The following is a 20,597-nucleotide window of genomic DNA, read 5'->3' as shown; positions in this document are numbered from 1 at the left end:
ATCAGCTTGCCCGCGCCGCCGGAGTGCTGGTCGCGCGCCGTCTTCACCCCTCACCGCCGCAACCAGTCGCGCACGGCCTCAAGACCCTGCTTGAGACCGCGCTGCTCTAGGTAATAGCGCACGGCGAGCACCCGCCGTCTCGCACGGAAGACGGTGCCTCCCTCGAGCGCGGCGTTCAAGATTGCGCGCTCGCCCCGGGAGCATGCCGCCAGTACCTGGGGTGCGGCAAGGCTCCGGAGGGTCGGCCGCAGGGCATCTGCAATTAGCAGCCAGGCGCCATCATCGAGGCTCAGGGAATCGTAGAGTGCGAACTCCACCACCCACGACAGCATGCGGCTCGCATGACGCTCGAGACAGCTCCCGCCATCGGGGAGCTTAAGACTTGACCAGTCGGCAAAAACGCGCTCGATGATGCGCACATGCTCGTGCATCATCGCATACGGATTCCGGTGGAAGCGGTCCATGAGCGACCCGGAGCGGGACACGCGATACTCGTACAACTTTTCGGCGATGAGCACCGTCTTGGACGAACGAGGGTAAATGGCGAAATCGAATACCTGATCCTCGCCGAACGCGAGCGACTCATCGAAGCGCACACCGCTTCGATGGAGGAAGTCGGAGCGACACGCGGTGCGCCAAGCGAACGGCCGGGATGCCTCCTCGAACAGCAGGGCAGAATCAAAAGACTCGTACACGATATCGCGGGGACTGAGCACCATGTTGAGCCACTTCGTTTCCGCCTCGCGTGGATACGGATGCGCGCCAAAGGTGAGCACATCGGCGCCCGTCTCGCCCAGCACCTCGACGATCCGCCGGCACGCTTGGGGGAAAAAGCGGTCATCGGCGTCCAAGAAGCAGACGAGGGGCGAGGTCGCCGCGTCTATGCCGGTGTTGCGCGCGGCGGATAGCCCGCCGTTCTCGCGATCCAACACCACAATGCGCTCGTCGCGCCGAGCGCACGCCGCGAGCACCCGCCGCGAGCCGTCGGTTGAACCGTCGTTCACGCACAAGATTTCTATATCGTGCAGCGTTTGAGCGCAAAGGGACTCTAGGCACCGTTCGAGGTGATTCTCGACGTTGTACACGGGAACAATAACGCTTATCTGTGCCATAACTCCTCCCTTATGCGCGCTTCAGTTTGTCGAACAAGACTCGGCACACCAGAGGAGGACCACCCAAAATCAAGAGGCGCCGCAGTGCGGACATCCGACCACCATCGCCGGACAGGCGCTGGGCCTCGGCAAACGCGTCGGGCTGCTCCACCACCGCGCGAAGCATCGCCTCCGCCCATGGCTCGAAACGCGCGAGGTCGACGCGCCCCAAGCGCATGTCGTCGGCGAATTCCCGCGAGAACCTCGAGAGGAACGCAGGACGCAGCTCGGTCGAGAGGCGGTCGTAGTTCCACCGATACGTATCGAACTTCATGCGCTCCAAGATTCCCTGCAAGTTCTCATACGAATTATCTCCCCGACGTGCCCCTCTACCATCCGCACGCGGCGAAAAGCGCTCAATCAGAAAGCGCTGCATCTCCGCGTACTCGTCGCACACGCAAAACGCCTTCGCAGAAGACCTTACCGAGGAGGCTTCGTTGTCCTGCCGATAGGAGAGGATTGGCCGCTGCGAGCAGATAACGCGCTCGGCACATGCCCAGACCTTAAAATTGAACCCCGCATCCTGATATGAGGCACCGGGGGTCTCGAGGAACCTGATGCGGTTACGCTCGAGGAATGTCCGGCGGTAAAGGGCGGACCAGATCGACGGCTTGCGGTAGAAGACCTGCGGGTAATCCTGCGGATGCACAAGGCCGCCCGTCATCGTTGCATCGACGAACTCGAACAGCTCGCGGCGCTCAGCAGGCTCCGACCAGTAGAACCAGAAGTTTCCCTTCGCAACATCTGCGGCCTCCCGCACCGCGAGGTCGCAAAGGACGGCGAGCGCATCGGGCTCGTAAAAGTCGTCGGCCTCCAAGATGGTGACGAACTCACCGCGTGCCGCGGCAAGCCCAAGGTTCATTGAGGCCCCGTATCCCGAGTTCTCCTTATCGATGACCCGAAAGCGTATGTCGGCGTCAAGGTAGCGCTGAACGATTGCCCGCGACCCGTCAGTCGAGCCGTCGTTGATGCAGATGGCCTCATAATCGCCATAGGACTGGGCTAGAATTGAGTCGAGACACTGCTCAAGGTAGCGCTCCACGTTGTAGATGGGAATCAAGATGGAGATCTGAGGGGTTACAGCCATAGGGGGCGCGTCCTAACAACAGAGAGCCGAGCGAGTGGGTCTTGCCATGCCAATCCGCGCCGCCATCCATCCGCCCCAGCTTTCCGGTCGCGGATGACACACGGCGCGTGGCCGATCACCCTCTCCCGTCCCAGAGCAACCTCCGGAGGCGCTGCAGAGTGAAACAGCCCCACGTGACCATGCGAAAGGCGAAACCTGGGCGTGCGTTGCGCTCGAGGAACGCCGCATCTTCCTCGTCGAAGAAATAATCACGGTCACGCTGGGAAATCTCGAACAGGTCGAAGACGCGCGCGCGCAAGTCGCCGCTGAAGGCCCACCGATCCCGTTTTCCCAGCACAGTGTACTTCCAGTGGCACATATGCAGGGCGTAGTTCACGAAATCGCGCTCGCACGCGACCCAGAGTCCACGACCCCTCAGGCCGTCTCGAAATGCAAGCAGGGCGTCAAGCATGAAGCGGTAGTCGTCGTTTGTATTGTCGCTTAGACTGCCCTTGCGCGCCCGGCGGTAGTGGTAGAGCGTCTCATCAAGGTAGTACAGGCGCTCGGCGGGACTCAACGCGATGTACGTGAATGGCATATCCTCGTGCGCCCCAACCAAGGGGAACTTGAGGGAGAGGTCTTTTAAGTAGGCGGTGCGGTAGAGCTTGTTGACGGTGAAGCCCACCACACGCTTGAAGAAGTTGTCGATATCGACGGGGCGAAAGACTGTCCTGGCGGGCACAAACTCCTTGAATACCGCGTTCGTGGGTGACGTCTCGCCCGTCTCGTCATCGAAATTATCCATGTCGAAGATCACCGCGTCAGCCTGGTGCGCGAGAGCCGCATCCACCAACCTCTCGAAGGCCGTGGGTTCCACGAGGTCGTCCGAGTCGACAAAACACAGGTACGCTCCCGTCGCGAGGTCGATGCCCACGTTGCGCGTAGAGGCCGCGCCGGAGTTCTCCTTGTCCACCACCACGATGCGTGAATCCGCTGCCGCGCGCTCGTTCAGAATCTCTAGGCTTTCGTCGCGCGAGCCGTCGTTCACGCAGATTATCTCGAGCTCGCGATAGGTCTGCCTCTGAAGGGAGTCGAGTAGCGCGGGCAGATACCGTTCGGAGTTGTACACAGGGACAATGACAGAGACCAAGGGGCAGGGGCTTTCGTTGCGTTCCATATTCATGCTGCAACCTTCGATCGGGTCTTTCGCAACGCGTGCCTGACGAACAGGTAGTACATGTGGAAACGGGAGATGAGCCCATTGGCGCAGCGCGTGCGCTGGTGCTCTTTGAAATCCTCAGGCGGGTACTGCACTGCGAGGTCGCGCCCGCCGAGCGCTGTGGGGTTCTCGATGAGCTCCATGAGATCGCCCCACTCCCTGTCTTGAAAAGCCGGTCGCCTGAGGTCACCCGAGGACTTGGCTTCGGCGAACTCGCGAGACATGCGCTCCATGAACTCAGGCTTCAGCGCGATGTCTAGTCGGTTGTAGTTCCAGACGTACGTCTCATATTTCTTGGCGGGAATCACAGAACGAAACGCCTCGGCGCGCCGGGGGTTCCGAGCAAGGTGCTCCTCGAGGGATTGGTACTCATCGCACACGCAATACATCTTGGCGCCAGACTTCACCGAAGAGCCCGCGTTGTCCACGCGGTAATTCAGAAAAGCTTTCCGCGTGATGACCATGCGCTGAGCGGACGTGAGAGCCTTGAGGGCAAAGCCCGTATCCTGGAACGAGGCGCCGGGGGTCTCTAGGAATTCGATGCTGTTCTCCCTGAGGAACGCCGCTTTGTAGATGGCCGTCCAGATCGCCGGGCTACCGCGCAGGATGTCCGGGTAATCTGCTGAGTCGAACATCGCCTCATAGGGGGCGCCTGCGAGGTTCAAAACGTCGACTAGATCGAACCTTGTCCCATTTTGGGACATATTCCAGTAGTTGGAGCGTACGACATCAGCATCGTGTTTGACCGCAAGGTTGAACAGCGTCTCAAACATCTCGGGGCGCGCGCAGTCATCGGACTCGACGATGCCGATATAGGGAGCCGTGGCCTGGGAGAGACCGAGGTTCATCGTGTGCCCGTACCCCCTGTTTTCCTTCGTGAGCACCTTGATGCGCCCATCCCGAGCGGCGTACTCCCTAGCAATCTCAAGGGAGTTATCAGTCGAACCGTCGTTGACAACGATAATCTCAATGTCCTCGAGCGTCTGGGCGCATATGGAATCGAGGCAGGCGGGAAGGAACGCGGCAACGTTGTAAACGGGCACGACCACTGAAACTTTGGGTGACATAACAGCTAATCTCCTAGGTGACATAACGGACATCAGTGTAGCTAAGCGCGTGGCTCTACCGCAGAAGCGCAGACACGCTCGAGGAAATCGAAGGTTTCCTGGAACAGGTTCTCAGGTATCGACGGCGTAACCGGAGCTTCCAGCAGCGCGCCAAAGCGCGCGTCGAACGAGCCGTCGTCCAAGCAGGTGCTCGCCATGAGCAGGTTGTCGGACATGCCAAAAACCTCGGCGATGCGGCGCATCTTATTTCGATAATGGGGATGGTCGTCCACGCACATAAACAACGTGGGGATTCCGGATGCCGCGGCAATGAGGCAGGCATGGTAGCGGTACGCAATCACCACGTCGCAATCGAGCAGCCCAATCTCCTGCAGCTCATCAGTGTACGGGACAATCTCGACCTGTTCCATCACGCCCAACTCCTCGCAGAGCTGCGTCAGGAGTGTCGTGTCGAACTTCCAGAAGTTGTAGAACGGAACCAGCTTGATGCGGCACCCCTCGCCGTAGCGCCCTTTCGCCATCTCGATGATGTGCGGGAGCACGAGACGGTTGTGCTCGTTGGTGACGTCCCCCGTCATGAGGGTCACGCCCACCGCTGGTGGAGCATCGCCTGCGGTAGTCTTGCTCGCCCCGATGAAGCGGTTCCCGAAAACGATATCCTCGCACAGCTCGATACGCGACACGTCGATCCCTGCGGTAGTGAGTGCCTCAAGCGAATAGCTATCGCGTAATGAGACGTGGGCGCAACCCGCGATGACAGCGGCCAGTCGGCGAGCGTACTCCGTATCGGCCTCGAGCGACTCATTTGCCGACAGACCTACGGCGTAAACTTCCTTTTCGCGTTTGAACATCTCCTCGCTCAACCAGACGAGTAGATTGCCCGTGTTGATGTTTAGCGGATTATGGTTGAACTGGCGATCATCGATGATCGCTCCGCCACCCCACACCAGTACATCGAAATACTCGGCCAGCTGACGCAGCTCCCAAGTGGAGCGCGGGTAGTGGATTTGATCTGCGCACGCGGGCAGGCGGCTGAAATCGTAGTCGGGATCATCCCAGAGCAGCACCGACACGCGCACGCCGCGTTTCTCGAAATGCTGGAGCATGGTGCGCATCATGAGCTCGTCGCCGCAGTTGCTCGCACCGTACCAGCCGGCGAGCAGGATGCGCCTGCCTGTATGTTCGCGGTTCAAGGAGAGGTATTCCAAATTGCAGTAGCTCGGTTTGTTGAGATGCGCATCAAGAGCGTCGAAGCGGTCCTGCACCGCGCGAAACGCGTCGTGCAGCGGATCGAACGACTCCTGAAGCGCTCGGATCTCCTGGGTGGACTGCTCGTGGAGCTCGCTCGCCGCGTCTTTGGTTGCATCGATCTGCTCACGCAACGAGGAGCTCCAGTGCTCGAAATCACGTGTCGTGACGGGAAGCACCGATCGGATGCTCGACTTGACACTCATAATGACAATCTCGCAATCTTGAAGGGTTGGGAGGGCATGTATAGTAAGTCCAGCCCGAATGGTAAGGCTCTATGAGCAACATAATTTGATGATAATATAGCAGAATGTAAAATAATTGAGCTCGAAGGTGGTCAATCTGTGGTTCCTACCAACCAAAATACCATTCTCTCCCATCATGAAAACGACTGGAGGAAGGACGTTTACATCCTCAAACAGCTCGTGGGGAAAGATTTTAAACTCAAATACCGGCGAAGCTTTCTCGGGGTGCTCTGGAGCGTCCTCAATCCGTTGCTCATGATGGTGGTCATGTCGGCTGTGTTTAGCACGTTCTTCTCGGGTTTACGCGGCGCGAACATTGTAAACTATCCGCTCTACCTTATCTTGGGCAATATCACGTTTGGCCTTATGAACGATGCGACGAGCTCGTCACTCACGTCAATCATTGGCTCCTCATCCCTTCTCAAAAAGGTTAAAATTCACCGCTTAGTGTTTCCTGTGCAGAAGGTTCTGTTTGCCCTTGTAAATTTCTTCTTCTCGCTGATCGCCGTTGCCATCGTCATGCTGTGGTTCCGTATCATACCCACTTGGCATATCGCATGGTTGCCGGTGGGCTTGTTTCTGCTCATGCTCTTCTGCATGGGCGTGGGTCTCGCACTGTCAGCGCTGTCCGTCTTCTTCCGCGACGTCATCCACTTGTGGGGCGTCATCATGACGGCATGGACCTACGCCACGCCGCTCTTTTGGGATTTCGCTATGATCAACGATATGGGACCGAAGATGCAGCTCATCCTCAAGGCCAATCCTATGTACGCCTTCGTCATGTTCATGCGTGATATCTTCCTCTATCAGACCAACCCAAGCATGGCGGTGCTAGCGAGCTGTACCGCGTGGGCAGCCCTTGCTATGATTGTCGGATATGTGATTTTTCATAAAACCGAGCACAAATTCATTCTTTATATTTAGGAGCACCCATGCCTTTCGATATCACGCCGAATGAAGAGCACGCGATTGAAGTCAACGATGTCACCATGGTGTTCAACATGGCATCGGAGCAGCTTAACAGCTTGAAAGAGTACTTCATCAAGATCGTGAAACACGAGCTTTTCTTCGAGGAGTTCAAGGCGCTAAAGAACATCTCATTCAAGATTAAGCGCGGTGAGACCGTGGGACTCGTGGGCACCAACGGGTCGGGCAAGTCCACCATGCTCAAAGTCATCGCCGGGGTTCTCGAGCCCACATCGGGAAACTGCATCGTTCGTGGGAACATCGCGCCTCTCATCGAGCTGGGCGCGGGATTCGACTACGAGCTCACGGCACGCGAGAACATCTATCTCAACGGCGCGCTCCTCGGTTACACCAGGGAGTTCATCGATAGCAAAATGGAGGAGATCATCGAGTTCGCCGAACTTGAGGATTTCATGGACATGCCCCTTAAGAACTACTCCTCGGGTATGACGGCGAGAATCGCCTTCGCCATCGCGACAATCACCGAGCCTGACGTGCTCATCGTCGATGAGACCCTCTCTGTTGGCGACGTCTTCTTCCAGCGCAAATGTGAGAAGCGCATCAAGCACTTTGTTGACTCTGGGGATGTCACCGTCCTCCTGGTGAGCCACTCCATGGATCAAGTCGAGCGCATCTGCGATCGCGCCATCTGGATCGAGAAGGGCGACATGCGCATGGACGGCCCCGTCGAAGACGTCTGCCAGGCCTATCGCGAGCAGTTCGCCTTCACGGACATCACCGAGGACACAGCCCACGCCAAGGAGATATGGTGGCTCGCGCGCCAGAAGATTTCCAAGGGCTATCCCGACAATACCTTCCGCCCCGACGTCCTCGTGGCCCGCTGCGATGTCGCAGCCATGCTGTACCGGTATTCCAACGCCATCAACTATGCGCCCTCCGATGAGGATCGTGCCCGCTTCGGCGATGTGGACGGCAAGACGCCACATGCCGAAGCTATCATGTGGCTGGGGCACTCCGGTATCGCAGACGTCATGGCCAACGAGTTGTTCATGCCCGATATGAACGTCAAACGCCATGAACTTGCGCAGATGCTCTACCTGCTCGACGGTTCTCCCGCGTTCGAGCCGACCGAGCGCCTGCGCGATCTGTACCCCGATGTCAACGACAATACCCTGGGAGCCAGAGAGATTTGGTGGCTCGCATCCTCAGGGGTTTCCTACCACACGACGGAGGGCACCTACGCCCCCGACGCGACCATCACCCGCCGCGATGTCGCCACCATGTTCTACAGCGTCCACAAGATTCGCGTCAAGCGCATGAGAGAGGCGCAGAAGCGCAAGGATGCCAAGCGCTCGTCGTAGGCGCGCCGCCCAGGGCGGCGCGGACAGCACGGTGGCTGGCTCTCAGCGCCAGCCTCCGACGAGAGCTCGGGCAAAGGGTATGCGATTCAGCGCGTACGAGCAGGCCAAACACACTGTGAAGATAACCCACGGTAGACCGAGACGCACGGCGTACGAGGTCATGTCCATGGAAAGGTGCCCGATAAAGACCTCGTTCAGAACGAGATAATGCATGAGGTACACCCCGAAAGTGAGGCCTGCGACTCGGCGCACCGACGATGCGCGCACGTGGAGGCGCGCGAAGAGCCCCTCCCAATCAACCTGCTTGAACCATACAAACACTGCGGCCGAAGGTAGAATCGCGGTAAGGTAGTTGTACTCGAACAACGCGTTGTTCAGCACGCCCGTTCGCTGTGACGCCATCCAAGTGAACCCATATCTGACCATCAAGCCAATAATCCCCAGGCCGTACAGCAGGCATCTCCGAGAGCGCGAGGCGAACACCCGCGAATCCGAGGCGAGGAGGTACCCGAGCACTGTGTACATGACGTATCCGCCTGACACGGAGATGGAGATGGATTCGTTCCAGGGCAGCCCCAGCACTTTGCAGAGCGGAGTGATCGTGCCGGACAGCAGGATATACGCGCCCACCAAGTACCAGAGTGTGTCGATGTGATCTTTGAGACGCGACAACACCGGGATAGACAGCGTGACGCCGAACATCGCAAAAAAGAACCAATAAGTGCCATCGATCTGCCCGTTCATGAACACCCTGAGAAAGTGGGCGGGCGAAGGTTCCCATCCCTCGGGAAGCGGGTTAAAAAGACCACTCGCTCGGATAACGTATTGGATGGCGCACCATGCGACGAAGGGAAAGAAGATGCCCTTCATGCGCGAGAGCAAAAACGTCCTCGTGTCTTTTCGATCGCGATAGCCCAGCGTCTTCGCTCCCGAACACATGAAGAAGATGGGCACCGCCCAGTAAAACGCGACCTCGACCACGAGCGCCTGGGACCAGTGGGGCGTGGCTGGACCCCAATGCACGATACCGTTGCAGTGCAGGAAAATAACGGCGAGGCTGGCGACAATCGACAATACGTCAAAATACAGAACGCGGGGCTTTACTCCCATGAGGCCGCTCCTTTCCGACTCATCCGAACGACAGAATCTCGGAATATCATACCGTGTTTGGAATCTGAGGTATGCAGCGCCAGACCGAATTGCTTAAAGCAGCGACGATGCGGACGGATATCACGAGGTCATTCGCATCGCCCCTCATCCGGCGCGCGCATCTGGTTCCGCGAGCCGCCGAGCTCCGCCGCCGTGTACCTGGCCTCCGCAGCCTCCTTGGCTAGGAGCCACCAGTCCTCGTGCGCGCGGTACCATGCGATTGTGGTGTCGAGCCCCTCGAAGAAGTCGGCGTGCGCCGGCTCCCAGCCGAGCTCGTGGCGGAGCTTCGTCGCGTCCACCGCGTAGCGACGGTCATGCCCGGGGCGGTCGTGCACCAGATCAAAATCGTCTGCATCGCGTTCCATGCGCTCGAGGATGGCCCGGAGCACATCAATGTTACTCCGCTCGCCGTCCGCCCCTATCAGGTAGGTCTCGCCGATCCGCCCGCGTGTGAGAATCTCCCACACCGCGGAGCTGTGGTCCTCTGCGTGAATCCAATCGCGAACATTCCTGCCGTCGCCATAGAGCTTCGGTCGCGCGCCGGTGAGGATGCTCGTGATTTGGCGTGGGATAAACTTCTCCACATGCTGATAGGGACCATAGTTGTTCGAGCAGTTCGAGATCGTGGCCGCGACCCCGTAGGTGCGGTGCCAAGCCCGTACGAGCATGTCGCTCGCGGCTTTGGTGCTGGAGTACGGACTCGAAGGGCGATACGGTGCCTCCTCGGTGAACCGGGTCGGGTCGTCAAGAGCGAGATCGCCGTATACCTCGTCGGTACTCACATGGTGGAAGCGCACGGCGTGCCTCCGAGCGGCTTCGAGCAGTTGGAAGGTGCCTTCCACGTTGGTACGAAAAAACAGCTCTGCATCGGCAATCGAGTTGTCGTTGTGGCTCTCGGCGGCATAGTGCACGATGGCGTCGTGACCGGGCACCAGGCGCTCGAGGAGCGCGACATCGCAGATGTCTCCCACCACGAGCTCAACCCGGTCCTCCGGAAGGCCGGCGATATTCTCGGGGTTACCGGCGTAGGTCAGCTTGTCGAGCACCGTCACGTGCACGCCCGGATGCTCGCGGACGACATAGCGCACGAAATTGGAGCCGATAAAGCCGCAGCCGCCGGTGACAATGATGTTATGTGTTGAAAAATCATGCATATATGCTTACCTATATGAGCAATTAGGTTCTGAGTGTATGTACCATGAGTCGATTGTTTGTGTGCATACTGGAAACTCCCTTATAAACTTCATTATTTTTTGCAGTTTACACCTCTTTGACCAGTATTTCTAACCTGTGTTTTGTCAAAACAAACCAATTTGATACACGGAAAACTCCACTGAGTTAAACGTTGGAAGACTAAGGAATTTGGCACATAGAAAAATGTGTCTGAGCTCTGCTTTGGCAAAACTATCCAATCTGACGCGTAAACAATGTCCTCGACCTGTGATTTGGCAAAAATGACGAATTTGACGCAAAAACCTGTCATTTTTGACTAATTTGGCATAAAGCGACAGATGTAGCTTTACATGCGGCTTATCTACCTGCGGCTTTGTTAAACAAATACTAACCCGCGGGGTTAGAGAGAGTACTTTTTCGTCATTTTTGCCAAAGCGACAGATGTAACTTATCAATGTGGCAAGAGCGCTAGCACTCGATATGGCGAAATAGTGCTGCTATTGCACTCTGCGATGTAATGTCGATGCGCTAGGCTAACGTGAAACGATGTAATGTCGGTATGCTGCTCAAACGGGCAGCGATACGATAGTGGCGCGCGGCGGCAATACGAACACACACTCTCATGTTGTTACGTGACTGAAAATGCAGGGGTTCTTAAAGTAGACGACGTTCTTAGGCGACTGCCAAAGCCTGTTGCTTTGGAGGCAAATTGGTCTAGTGTACGAATTTTTGCCAGCAACCCAAGTATAGGGGGTCTGTAAAAGCAAACTTTTCAGCATTTCTGCAGGAAAGACGCTTTACTTTAGTAGAGTATACTTTACCCCTAACAAAAATTCGTACACTAGACGGGTTTGCTTCGTGAATCCCTGCGTTTTTCGATTGAGTAAGGGCATTACAGCGGTGTTCTACACCACTATTTTTCCAAAGGCTTAATTAGGTTGTTGATTCATTAGTTCAAAGGCCGCAATTTAATCATCTAGCAAAAGAATACTCAAAACCAAATTACCCGCAGAACAAATTTATGTAGTTACTATCTTTGCACTGAGTATACATAGCGCTCGGTAAAGATAAATTGATGGTTGATGTAGATAAGCTTGCCCTGTTGATCGCAGACACTTTGTTCAACTTTGAGTAAGGAAGTACCTTTTTTAATCTGTAATACCTCCGCTTGGTGAGTTGATGCCCATGTGGTGTAGAATTGGTCGGTGAATTGCGCTGGGATAACACCCGTTTCTTCTGTAATTGCACGTAAAAGAGATCGATCTTCAAGTGATGTATGCAACAGATATTCGGCGTCTCTTGGAAAAAAATCAAGCTCAACAATGCAAGGTGTATCATCGATTAAGCGTAGACGTTCCAATTGAATTATCTCAGCACTATTATCGGCGTTCAAGAGTGAAACGTATTCACTATCCATATGGATGCGCTCGATATTAAGTATACGTGTTTGAGGTTGTAGTTGCATTTGAAGGCAAGCCTCTGTAAAACTACCTGACCCATAGCTTGTTTCACGATATGGACGCTGCTTTACAAAAGCACCCTTGCCTTGACGTTTTATGACAAGCCCATCAGCGACAAGCTGTGATAAAGCAGCGCGCACGGTGACGCGGCTTATCTGAAACTCACGAATAAGCTCATTTTCACTGGGAAGTTTGTCGCCTGGTTGGTAGATTCCTTGAATAATGGCAGTCTCTAGGTAAGCACGAAGCTGCTCTTGCAAGGTGGGCGGCATAGCTTCAGAAGAACGAGACACAGGGGGTCCTTTCGCAGGCGATAGTACTCCAACTATACCGTTAACCGAGAAAAAGTGCACGTTCACAGAAAACATCACTGTTAAATTGATAATATAAGATAAGTTAATATAAGTTAGAGTAAGGCATATCGTAGAAAGGGGATTTATGGAAGTCGATTACAAATATCAGGGTGTTGGGAGTGCTTATCTTAATTTGTCGAGCTTTGCAGAGAAGCACCGAGTAAGCGGCAGGCAGCGTGGTCAGACTACACAAGAAGAAACCCGATGGAGTAGGATTTTTACCGTAGCTAAACCTATTATTGGCATGCTGCATCTCAAGGGAGAAAACCATACAGGTGTTCTTGAGCGAGCAAAGCGCGAACTTGAACTCTATGTACAAGGTGGTGTAGACGCAGTTATTGTTGAGAGCTACTTTGGAAGCTACAACAATATGGTTGACGTGCTTGAGTATTTAGAGCAGCAACAGTATCCGCTGTCATATGGCGTTAATTGCCTTAACGTAGACGTTATGGGTTTTGAGCTTGCTTTAGCTTATGCGGCAAAATTTGTACAGTTAGACTCAGTAGTTGGACATATCCAGCCGCGCGATGAGCCGGCACTTGCAGCATTTTTGCACCTTTACCGGGCACGCTATTCTGGAGCGGTACTTGGTGGTGTAAGATTTAAGTACCAGCCCCTCTTATCAAATCATACCGTTGAAGAAGACCTTGCAACGGCTCAAATGCGCTGCGATGCAGTTTGTGTTACCGGAAATGCTACTGGACAAGAAACATCGCAAGAGAAAATCAGTCATTTTCGTGTCGCATTGGGTGCATTTCCGCTGATTGTGGGCGCAGGTGTAACAGCTGAGAATGTGGCAGCTAACTTGCGCATGGCAGATGGTGCAATTGTTGGCAGTTTTTTTAAGGATACATATCAGGATGACGGTGAGCTGAGTTTAGAGCACATTCGTCAATTCATGGCAGCGGTGTATCACATTCGTGAAAAAGAGGAGGCAACATGATTCGGCTGGTGCGTATCGACCATAGACTTCTACATGGGCAGGTAGCCTATTCGTGGGTTAAAGCAGTGGGAGTCAATGCCATTTTGATTGCCAATGATGCAGTCGCTCAAGATACGTTGCGCATGAGCGCGCTTCGTCTTGCAAAGCCCGAGCATGTCAAACTCGTCATAAAGTCACTCGTCGACTCGGCAGCAGCTATTGAGAGCGGAGTAACTGATTCGTATGAGCTGCTTATATTGGTGGAATCCATTGCAGATGCCTGTTGGCTCGTCAAGCGACTTGCAGCAAGTCCGTATGCATTGCGTGAAATCAATGTTGGTGGTGTTCGCGCTGAGGAAGGCAAGTGTCAAATATCATCGGCTATATTTGTATCGCCAGAGGAAGAACAGCTGTTGCGCGAGACTGCTGCACAAGGCGTTAACTTTTTGGTGCAAATGCTTTCTACTGATACCGCCCGTAATGTTATTGACCTGCTGTAAAGCTGTAATAATCCACTGAAAGGAACAACTATGATTATGCAAACGTTTTGGATGTTTTTAATTGCGGCGCTTGGCTATTGTAATAGTGTTTTTGGAAGCTCTCTACTTAATCGGCCGCTTATCTTATCAAGTCTAGTTGGGCTAGCTTTAGGTAATTTAGAGACAGGAATTAAGGTTGGAGCCTCTCTGGAGTTGGTGTGGCTTGGAGCAATGGCGATTGGAGCTAGTAACCCTCCTGATATGACCTCAGGGTCAATAATCGGCTGTGGATATGTGCTTGTATCTGGTGCTGATATTGCGCAGGCTGTTGCGCTCGCCGTTCCTGTTTCGATACTCATGTCTATGGTTTGGAATTTTTTAATGGCAGTGCCAGGTCCTTTCTTGTCGGCGCGTGCAGACGCTTATGCCCTTGCCAAAAATCCACGCGGCATTGAACGAATGCATTACCTCTTTGTTGTTTTGCAGGTTTTACTTCTGGCTAGTTTGTGTGCCGCTGGCTTCTACGTAGGTTCTCATGCCATTCAGGGTGTTGTTGACGCAGTTCCAGAATTTGTAACACGTGGCCTTGACTATGCCATGGGAATTATCCCCGCTCTAGGATTTGCAATGTTGGCACGCGCGATGGTGGATAAGAAAACTGCATGCTTTTTGTTACTAGGCTTTTTGCTGGTTGCTTATGGCAACCTGAGCTTGATGGGCGTGAGTTTGGTTGCCATTGCAGTTGCTGCACTTCTAACGTTTAACGTGGTATTGGCTTCGTCCTCACAGGTAGTAGCTACAGACTCACAAGAAATGGAGAACAACAATGAATTCTAAGCTGAATGACGTTCGTTTTGATAATCTCGTTGAAGATTCAACAACAAAATGCAAGCTGAATAAACAGGACTTACGCCGCGTCTTTTGGCGCTCATGTATGCTCGATAGTTCGTGGACATATGAGCGCCAGCAAAATATGGGATATTCGTATGCGATGACGCGTGTAGTAGAAAAGCTGTATCAGCCGGGAAGTGAGAAGCTTAAGCACGCTTACCAGCGTGGGCTTGATTTTATGGCTATAACGCCACAGCTATCAACTTTGCTTATGGGTATAGATGCGGCGTTATGCGAGCGCGATGCGTGCGATTCTGAATTTGATGAGAGTACAATTCAAGGCATTAAAACGTCTCTCATGGGGCCTCTGGCAGGCATCGGTGACTCCTTGATTGCGAGTACCTTGCGTATCATCGGGACAAGCATTGCATTAGGGTTTGCCCAGCAGGGAAGTGTATTGGGGCCAATTCTTTTACTAGTTATTTTTAATGTCCCTGGATTTCTTATTCGGTGGTTTGGCTTACAACTTGGTTATAAGTACGGAAGCTCGATTATCACAAGCACGGCAGCAGCGGATTTAATGAAGAAGATTTCGTTTGCGGCAAGTGTTGTAGGGCTTATGGCAATTGGCGGAATGGTTGCGAGTTTCATCTCACTTGACCTTTCGTTGATGGTGGGGTCAAGTGGATATGCACAACCGCTTTCTGAAATTCTGGATATGATTATGCCATGTATGCCACAAGCTGCAGTTTTTGGGTTTATGTATTGGGTTTTAGGCAAGAAAGTGAAGACTACGCATGTGTTGTTGCTGACGATTGTGCTGTGTATTGGAGTTGCATGGGCATCAACCATGGTGGTATAGGCAGCGGATTATTTTTCTGAGGCGGGGTGAGGGAGTGAGCTCGCCTTGCATCTGCCGTTTAATTTGCAAACCTATGGAGCGGTATAGTTTTTTGCTTCGCCGATTGGACGAGTGAATTGCAAGTTTGTTGGGTGGCATAGTCTTTTCACGGGAACTGCGTTTCGCGATAGTTCCTTTAGAAAAGCTATGCCACCCTTATATCGCAACTCCATCTCAATTGAATCAATGATTGCGCTCTCCGAATGTGCTTCGCAAAATTCTCCGAACACAATACCTTGTCTCGCTGCACGCTGCTGCTTCTTTTTGCAATTCTTTGCCAACAAGCAAGTGATATGGGATGCGTAACATTAGCGTCCCAAGAGGAAACGAATCTAATGTACGAATTTTTTGCTAGGGGTCAAGTACACTCTACTAAGATAAAGTGTCTTTCCTGCGCAAATACTGAAAATTTCGCTTGTACAGATCCCCTATACTCGACCTGTAGACAAAATTTCGTACACTAGCTTAATTTGCTTGAGCAAATTGCCTGACAGCCAGAATACAACCTGCTTTTCTCTAAGTTTTAGACGGAGTTTCAGGCATAAATACCAAGCAAAGACGCAAGCTCTCTGTATAAGCTGCTAGGCTATTGCAAGCTTATACCGAGGATAGACAAAACTGATGCTGAGGATAGGTGCGAGATGTCAACCGTTATAACTGAGAACTATGACTCCCTTTTCATGCGCGAAGCTCTTGCAGAGGCAGAGAAAGCAGCCACACTTGGTGAAGTGCCTATCGGTGCAGTTGTGGTTTACCAGAACAAAATTATCGCGAGAGCCCATAACCGGCGAGAATTGGACCACAATCCATCGGCACATGCAGAGTTTGCAGCGCTTGTAAAAGCAGCGCAGGTGTTAGGACAGTGGCGTTTATCTGGCTGTACGGTTTATGTCACGCTTGAACCGTGCGCTATGTGTGCTGGGCTTATGGTTAATGCGCGCGTTGATGCTTGTGTGTACGGCGCTTCTGATGCAAAAGCGGGCGCGTTGGGTTCTCTTTATACTTTGCACGCGGATACACGCCTAAATCATCAATTTAAGGTACAAGGTGGTGTATTAGCAGACGATTGCGCGCGTATATTGCAGGACTTTTTTCGGGAGCGGCGTAAAAATCAGCAAAGCTTATTACCAGCAGACCAGCAACACAGCACCCTTTTTGCCCATGCCAAAGCACACAATCACGCAATAAAAACCAAGGTCACACAGCTAGGCGCGGTAAAAAGCCAGCATGTGCCTGCGCCTCGCGTGCTCGTGATACCAGATTCGTTCAAGGCTTGTGCAAATAGTATCGAGGTTGCGCAGTGGATAGCACATGGTGTTCAACGCGCGTTACCCGATGCTTCTGTGACCTGTGTTGCTATGGCTGATGGGGGTGAGGGAACAATTGCCGCGCTGTATGAGCAGCTTGGTGGTGTGTGTGCGCAGGTATCGGTGTCAGGCCCCTTAGGGGAGAGCTGTGATGCCTCGCTTTTACTGCACAACGAGACAGCCTATCTTGAAGTTGCTCAATTTGCCGGCTTTAACATGGTAGAACGCACAGAACAAACGGCTTTGCACGCGTCAACGGCAGGCTTGGGTTTTGCGGTTATGCAGGCTCTCAAGCAAGGGGCGCGTCGTATTGTGATAGGTCTTGGCGGAAGCTGCACCAATGATGGTGGTTTGGGATTTTTGCAAGCATTGGGGGCTTGCATTACAACTTCTGATGGTGAACCTCTTGCTCCAGGCTTGGCAGGTTTACATCAGCTTGCCTCGCTTGATTTAACACCTGTTGCAGATAAACTCGCTGGTATAGAGCTTATTGCACTAACCGACGTAAATAATCCGTTGGTAGGGCCTCGCGGGGCGCTTGCCGTGTTTGGCCCTCAGAAGGGCCTAGCATATAGCGACACACATGAGCGGGCAATGCGTGTATATGCGCGTGTGCTTGATACCGCGCGTCTGCCGTTTGCTGAGCACGGGCGTTCGTTTTCGTCGGTTGCAAGTGTGCCGGGCGCTGGAGCGGCAGGTGGCTTAGGCGCGGCATGTTTGGCGGTGGGCGCACAGCTTGTTTCGGGAGCAGAGTTTATGCTCGATACCTTGGGTTTTAATAAGCTTCTTGAGAATACTGACCTTGTGATAACTGGCGAGGGTCATATGGATGTCCAAAGCGCGCAGGGAAAAGCCCCGCTTGCAGTTGCTCGCCGAGCCCAGTGTGTTAGCGTGCCGGTTGCGGCTGTGGTGGGCAGTTGCGATAGCAATATAGAGCAGGTATATCAGCGAGGAATTGACCTTATGGTGCCGGCTGTGCATGAGCCAATTTCGCTCGATGAGGCGCTTAATCGGGGGACAGCACAAAAGAACATCGAATTTGCGGGCGAGACGGTGGCACGCGCGTGGTGCTTGCGCCGGTAGTAGGGTTGAGGCCCAATTAGGCGAATGTGCAACAAAAACACCGTTTGGTTGTACATTGAATGCAACGAAAGCGCTCTTTCGTTGTACAGCGAATGCAACAAAAACTCGATTCGTTGCATTCAATGTGCAACGAATGTAACGAATACAACAAAAGCAGCTAAAGCCGTTTTCAGTGGCAAGGTGGGTGAAACCTGTTATACCCGCTGATACCTGCGACTCCGCGTATTCCCATCAGCAAAAACTAGTCCGCGCTCTATAAGTGCATTGATAAGGCGGATACTCTTCGATTTTTCAAAACCAAGCTCTTGGTCGAGTTCGGCGCGTGTGTAAGCCTTGCCATATGCCATAGCGCGCAACATTCGCGCCTCGTCTTTGGAAAGTTCGGTAGTTGAGCCCAGCACAGGAAGAACAACCGTTATTGAGTGTGCTTCTACCTCAAATTGAGGTGACTCTTGAGCCTCTTTATATGCTGCTTGAATACGGATAACACCAGTTCCAAACTTTTCGATGATTCCCAAACGGTAAAACGTGTCAGCAAGAATTGGATTGCGAAGAATTGAGACGCGCCCATTAAGATACTCGCGTTCAGACAAATCGGCAGGTAGTCCCCCGGGTGAGGAGATTTCAACTTTGTCGGGAAAGATACTGATTCTAATGCGAGCATTAAGGTCCCACGTGCGATGTACCAGCGCATTGGCAACAGCTTCGCGATACGCTTCACGCGGTATGAGGTCAACCCTTGTACGCACCACCCCCTCGATGCGCTCAATGCTGAGATGCCGCTCGTAGCTATCCATGGCAACCTGCAATTGAGTTAGCAGTGAGCTGCCTTCAGAGGTGATGCGGTCGCGAATTTCGTTAATTGAAGCACCAAACACCACAATATCAATTCCGGGGTAGTTATTTTCATCGGCAAGCAGCGCGGCGGCTCGATTGAATTGGTTGCGCTGTAAAAGACCAAGCGTTTTAAGTATGTCTTCATCAAAGGTATTAACCCCAAGTTGCTGTTTAAGCGCGGTTTCTAACACATGAAAACTGAGGTTGGTGTCGGGAGCGGGCAGTGCGTCAAAGCTTAAATTTTCGCTTAAGATAATAAGCCTGTTAAGTTCGAGCCTGTCTATGGCAACGGTTGATGTGTCGCTTCGTCTATAAGCCTGTCCTTTGTACAAGTAAGGACCGTTATGCCCTCGATAAACTTTGAGGGTAATGGTGCGTGTATCCTGGTCTTTTATAATTTCAAACTGTGGCCGCGGAAGTATGGCATCGTTGATAGCGTGCTCAATTTTGAGGGCTGTTTCTTCTAGCGAATCCAGCCCTATGTTATGACCATTGTCGTCAACCCCAAATATGACTTCACCGTCATGAAAGTTTGCATATGCGCTAACAGTTTTAAGAAAACTCTTTGCATATACTGACTTAAGCTCCAGCTGAGAAGATTCGTGCACGAGAATTCCTTTCGTTGCAATTTCTTGATTAACTATATAAAAGATAGAACAAATATGCAACGAAAGCGCTCTTTTGTTGTACATCGAATGAAACAAAAATGTGATTCGTTGCATTTTGTCATGCAACGAATGTAACGAATACAACAAAAGTAGCTAAATCTCATACCTGGCTCTATATACTGGTGACGGTTTTAGAACCCCAGATGTCCAAAAAATCCAGTTATTATATGAATATGTTGTGTGCACAGTAGCATTTTCATGGAATTGCAAGCCCACTCGACGCCTCGAATAATAACCGTTATTATTGGTTTTCAAGTCGTATAGGCTTGAAGGGTACGGATGACGTTATGTTCCGAATCTGGTCAGATCCGGAAGGAAGCAGCCATAAGGAGCCTCTGGCGGGCATCCGTTCCCTTCAAGCAGATACGGCTTTTATTTTTTGAAAACCCTACTATCTACCTGCGATTTATTTTGTTCAACAGTCCCCACCGAGGCAAAAATAATCGGGGGGGGGGGCTTTCGTTGTGCTATATGGCAATTGTGCACAGGCATGAGAGACCTTAAAAAGAGACAAGATGCGCAATCTGTTCAGTAAAAAATGCATGCTTATAAGCATGTACCAGCAAGAATATTATTAAGAGCAATTATTGTTAATTACTTTTTACTAGACTATAGTGAACCAGTTACTGCTGTTTTTTAAGCTCAGCGGTAATTCTATACGTAATCAATGGACGGCGAAGGCGCGCTGTTCGGGATGAAATGGGAGTTTGGTATGGGGAAGCTTGAAGGGCTCAAAGGGTTCGGAATAGGAATTTTAGCATCGCTGCTGTCGCTGTCTCCTGTCTTGGAGACGGCATCGCTTTATGCGAGTGCCTATACTGCCCAGATGGCACCGCTGGTGGCATATGCCGAAAGCGCTGCTGCCGCTGAGGAAGAGTCTACTCGTACTCAGCCAAGCACTCAGCCAAGCGAAGAGCCAAATACCCAGCCCGCAGAGGCTTCGCCAAACGAGGAGCCAAATACCACCCAGCCAACAGAGGCAGAAGATGCCATCCCGCAAGCTACCCCAACAGAGGCCCCACATCCCCTGCAAATAACGCCACCCTTCGTTCTGCTACAGATAGCGCGCCTTCAGCAGCCGATACTCCTGCTTCTCCTGACACCGCCGACGGCCCCGATATTAACAATGCAGATATTCTGTCAATAGGGG

Annotated in this window: 17 protein-coding genes, 1 other RNA gene and 1 pseudogene; 10 read left to right on the top strand and 9 right to left on the bottom strand. The window is 52.8% G+C overall.

The window, feature by feature from the left end:
* Window positions 1-50: 50 nt before the first annotated feature.
* The 5 genes from KPC83_RS06990 to KPC83_RS06970 form a co-directional block, all read right to left on the bottom strand.
* On the bottom strand, window positions 51-1,112 hold the full coding sequence (locus KPC83_RS06990) for a glycosyltransferase family 2 protein (protein WP_216278533.1): 1,062 nt from the start codon (window positions 1,110-1,112) through the stop codon (window positions 51-53).
* Window positions 1,113-1,122: 10 nt separating this feature from the next.
* Entirely contained in the window at window positions 1,123-2,238 is a 1,116-nt protein-coding gene (locus KPC83_RS06985; protein ID WP_216278532.1) for a glycosyltransferase, read from the bottom strand.
* 115 nt (window positions 2,239-2,353) lie between these two features.
* Window positions 2,354-3,400: a glycosyltransferase gene (locus KPC83_RS06980; protein WP_216278531.1), complete on the bottom strand. Its 1,047-nt coding sequence runs from the start codon at window positions 3,398-3,400 to the stop codon at window positions 2,354-2,356.
* Window positions 3,397-4,503 (bottom strand): glycosyltransferase, encoded by a 1,107-nt coding sequence (locus KPC83_RS06975; protein WP_216278530.1) that lies wholly within the window; start codon window positions 4,501-4,503, stop codon window positions 3,397-3,399. The genes KPC83_RS06980 and KPC83_RS06975 overlap by 4 nt, the downstream gene beginning before the upstream one ends.
* A 41-nt stretch (window positions 4,504-4,544) precedes the next feature.
* On the bottom strand, window positions 4,545-5,957 hold the full coding sequence (locus KPC83_RS06970) for a polysaccharide pyruvyl transferase family protein (RefSeq protein WP_216278529.1): 1,413 nt from the start codon (window positions 5,955-5,957) through the stop codon (window positions 4,545-4,547).
* Window positions 5,958-6,095: 138 nt separating this feature from the next.
* Between KPC83_RS06970 and KPC83_RS06965 the strand changes: the two genes are divergently transcribed.
* The 3 genes and pseudogenes from KPC83_RS06965 (at window position 6,096) to KPC83_RS07260 (ending at window position 8,284) form a co-directional block, all read left to right on the top strand.
* Window positions 6,096-6,920 (top strand): ABC transporter permease, encoded by an 825-nt coding sequence (locus KPC83_RS06965; RefSeq protein ID WP_216278528.1) that lies wholly within the window; start codon window positions 6,096-6,098, stop codon window positions 6,918-6,920.
* Window positions 6,921-6,928: 8 nt separating this feature from the next.
* A pseudogene (locus tag KPC83_RS07220) lies at window positions 6,929-7,684 on the top strand (ABC transporter ATP-binding protein); the annotation flags it as partial.
* A gap of 12 nt (window positions 7,685-7,696) precedes the next feature.
* Window positions 7,697-8,284, top strand: coding sequence for an S-layer homology domain-containing protein (locus KPC83_RS07260; protein WP_256441483.1), 588 nt, complete (start codon window positions 7,697-7,699; stop codon window positions 8,282-8,284).
* Between the two features lie 42 nt (window positions 8,285-8,326).
* On the opposite strand, the gene KPC83_RS06955 is transcribed toward KPC83_RS07260, so the two are convergent.
* The 3 genes from KPC83_RS06955 to KPC83_RS06945 form a co-directional block, all read right to left on the bottom strand.
* Window positions 8,327-9,394 carry an acyltransferase gene (locus tag KPC83_RS06955; protein WP_216278526.1) on the bottom strand — a complete coding sequence of 356 codons (1,068 nt, stop codon included), beginning with the start codon at window positions 9,392-9,394 and terminating at the stop codon, window positions 8,327-8,329.
* Window positions 9,395-9,522: 128 nt separating this feature from the next.
* Window positions 9,523-10,587 (bottom strand): dTDP-glucose 4,6-dehydratase, encoded by a 1,065-nt coding sequence (gene rfbB / locus KPC83_RS06950; protein ID WP_216278525.1) that lies wholly within the window; start codon window positions 10,585-10,587, stop codon window positions 9,523-9,525.
* A gap of 1,049 nt (window positions 10,588-11,636) precedes the next feature.
* Window positions 11,637-12,359: a GntR family transcriptional regulator gene (locus KPC83_RS06945; RefSeq protein WP_216278524.1), complete on the bottom strand. Its 723-nt coding sequence runs from the start codon at window positions 12,357-12,359 to the stop codon at window positions 11,637-11,639.
* A 145-nt stretch (window positions 12,360-12,504) separates the two neighbouring features.
* Between KPC83_RS06945 and KPC83_RS06940 the strand changes: the two genes are divergently transcribed.
* The 5 genes from KPC83_RS06940 (at window position 12,505) to tadA (ending at window position 17,942) form a co-directional block, all read left to right on the top strand.
* Window positions 12,505-13,362, top strand: a complete 858-nt coding sequence (locus tag KPC83_RS06940; protein WP_216278523.1) for a BtpA/SgcQ family protein — start codon at window positions 12,505-12,507, stop codon at window positions 13,360-13,362.
* A complete protein-coding gene (locus tag KPC83_RS06935) occupies window positions 13,359-13,841 on the top strand; it encodes a PTS sugar transporter subunit IIB (RefSeq protein ID WP_216278522.1) in 483 nt (160 codons plus the stop codon). Before KPC83_RS06940 ends, KPC83_RS06935 begins: the two co-directional genes overlap by 4 nt.
* A 30-nt stretch (window positions 13,842-13,871) precedes the next feature.
* Complete coding sequence (locus tag KPC83_RS06930; RefSeq protein WP_216278521.1) at window positions 13,872-14,657, top strand: PTS sugar transporter subunit IIC; 786 nt, start codon at window positions 13,872-13,874, stop codon at window positions 14,655-14,657.
* On the top strand, window positions 14,647-15,513 hold the full coding sequence (locus KPC83_RS06925; protein ID WP_216278520.1) for a PTS system mannose/fructose/sorbose family transporter subunit IID: 867 nt from the start codon (window positions 14,647-14,649) through the stop codon (window positions 15,511-15,513). The genes KPC83_RS06930 and KPC83_RS06925 overlap by 11 nt, the downstream gene beginning before the upstream one ends.
* A 680-nt stretch (window positions 15,514-16,193) precedes the next feature.
* Window positions 16,194-17,942: a tRNA adenosine(34) deaminase TadA gene (gene tadA / locus KPC83_RS06920; protein ID WP_216278519.1), complete on the top strand. Its 1,749-nt coding sequence runs from the start codon at window positions 16,194-16,196 to the stop codon at window positions 17,940-17,942.
* Window positions 17,943-18,136: 194 nt separating this feature from the next.
* Here the strand turns inward: tadA and KPC83_RS06915 are convergent, their stop codons facing one another.
* Entirely contained in the window at window positions 18,137-19,387 is a 1,251-nt protein-coding gene (locus tag KPC83_RS06915; protein ID WP_216278518.1) for an ATP-binding protein, read from the bottom strand.
* A 326-nt stretch (window positions 19,388-19,713) separates the two neighbouring features.
* On the opposite strand from KPC83_RS06915, the gene ffs reads away from it, so the two are divergent.
* Both ffs and KPC83_RS06905 read left to right on the top strand, forming a co-directional pair.
* Window positions 19,714-19,809, top strand: an RNA gene (gene ffs, locus KPC83_RS06910) — signal recognition particle sRNA small type.
* 350 nt (window positions 19,810-20,159) lie between these two features.
* Entirely contained in the window at window positions 20,160-20,594 is a 435-nt protein-coding gene (locus tag KPC83_RS06905) for a hypothetical protein (protein WP_216278517.1), read from the top strand.
* Window positions 20,595-20,597 lie beyond the last annotated feature (3 nt).

The organism is Collinsella sp. zg1085 (genome assembly GCF_018889955.1).
Classification (GTDB): Bacteria; Actinomycetota; Coriobacteriia; order Coriobacteriales; family Coriobacteriaceae; genus Collinsella.
Note: the sequence above shows the minus strand (reverse complement) of the source record. Positions and strands in the feature narration are given on the sequence as shown.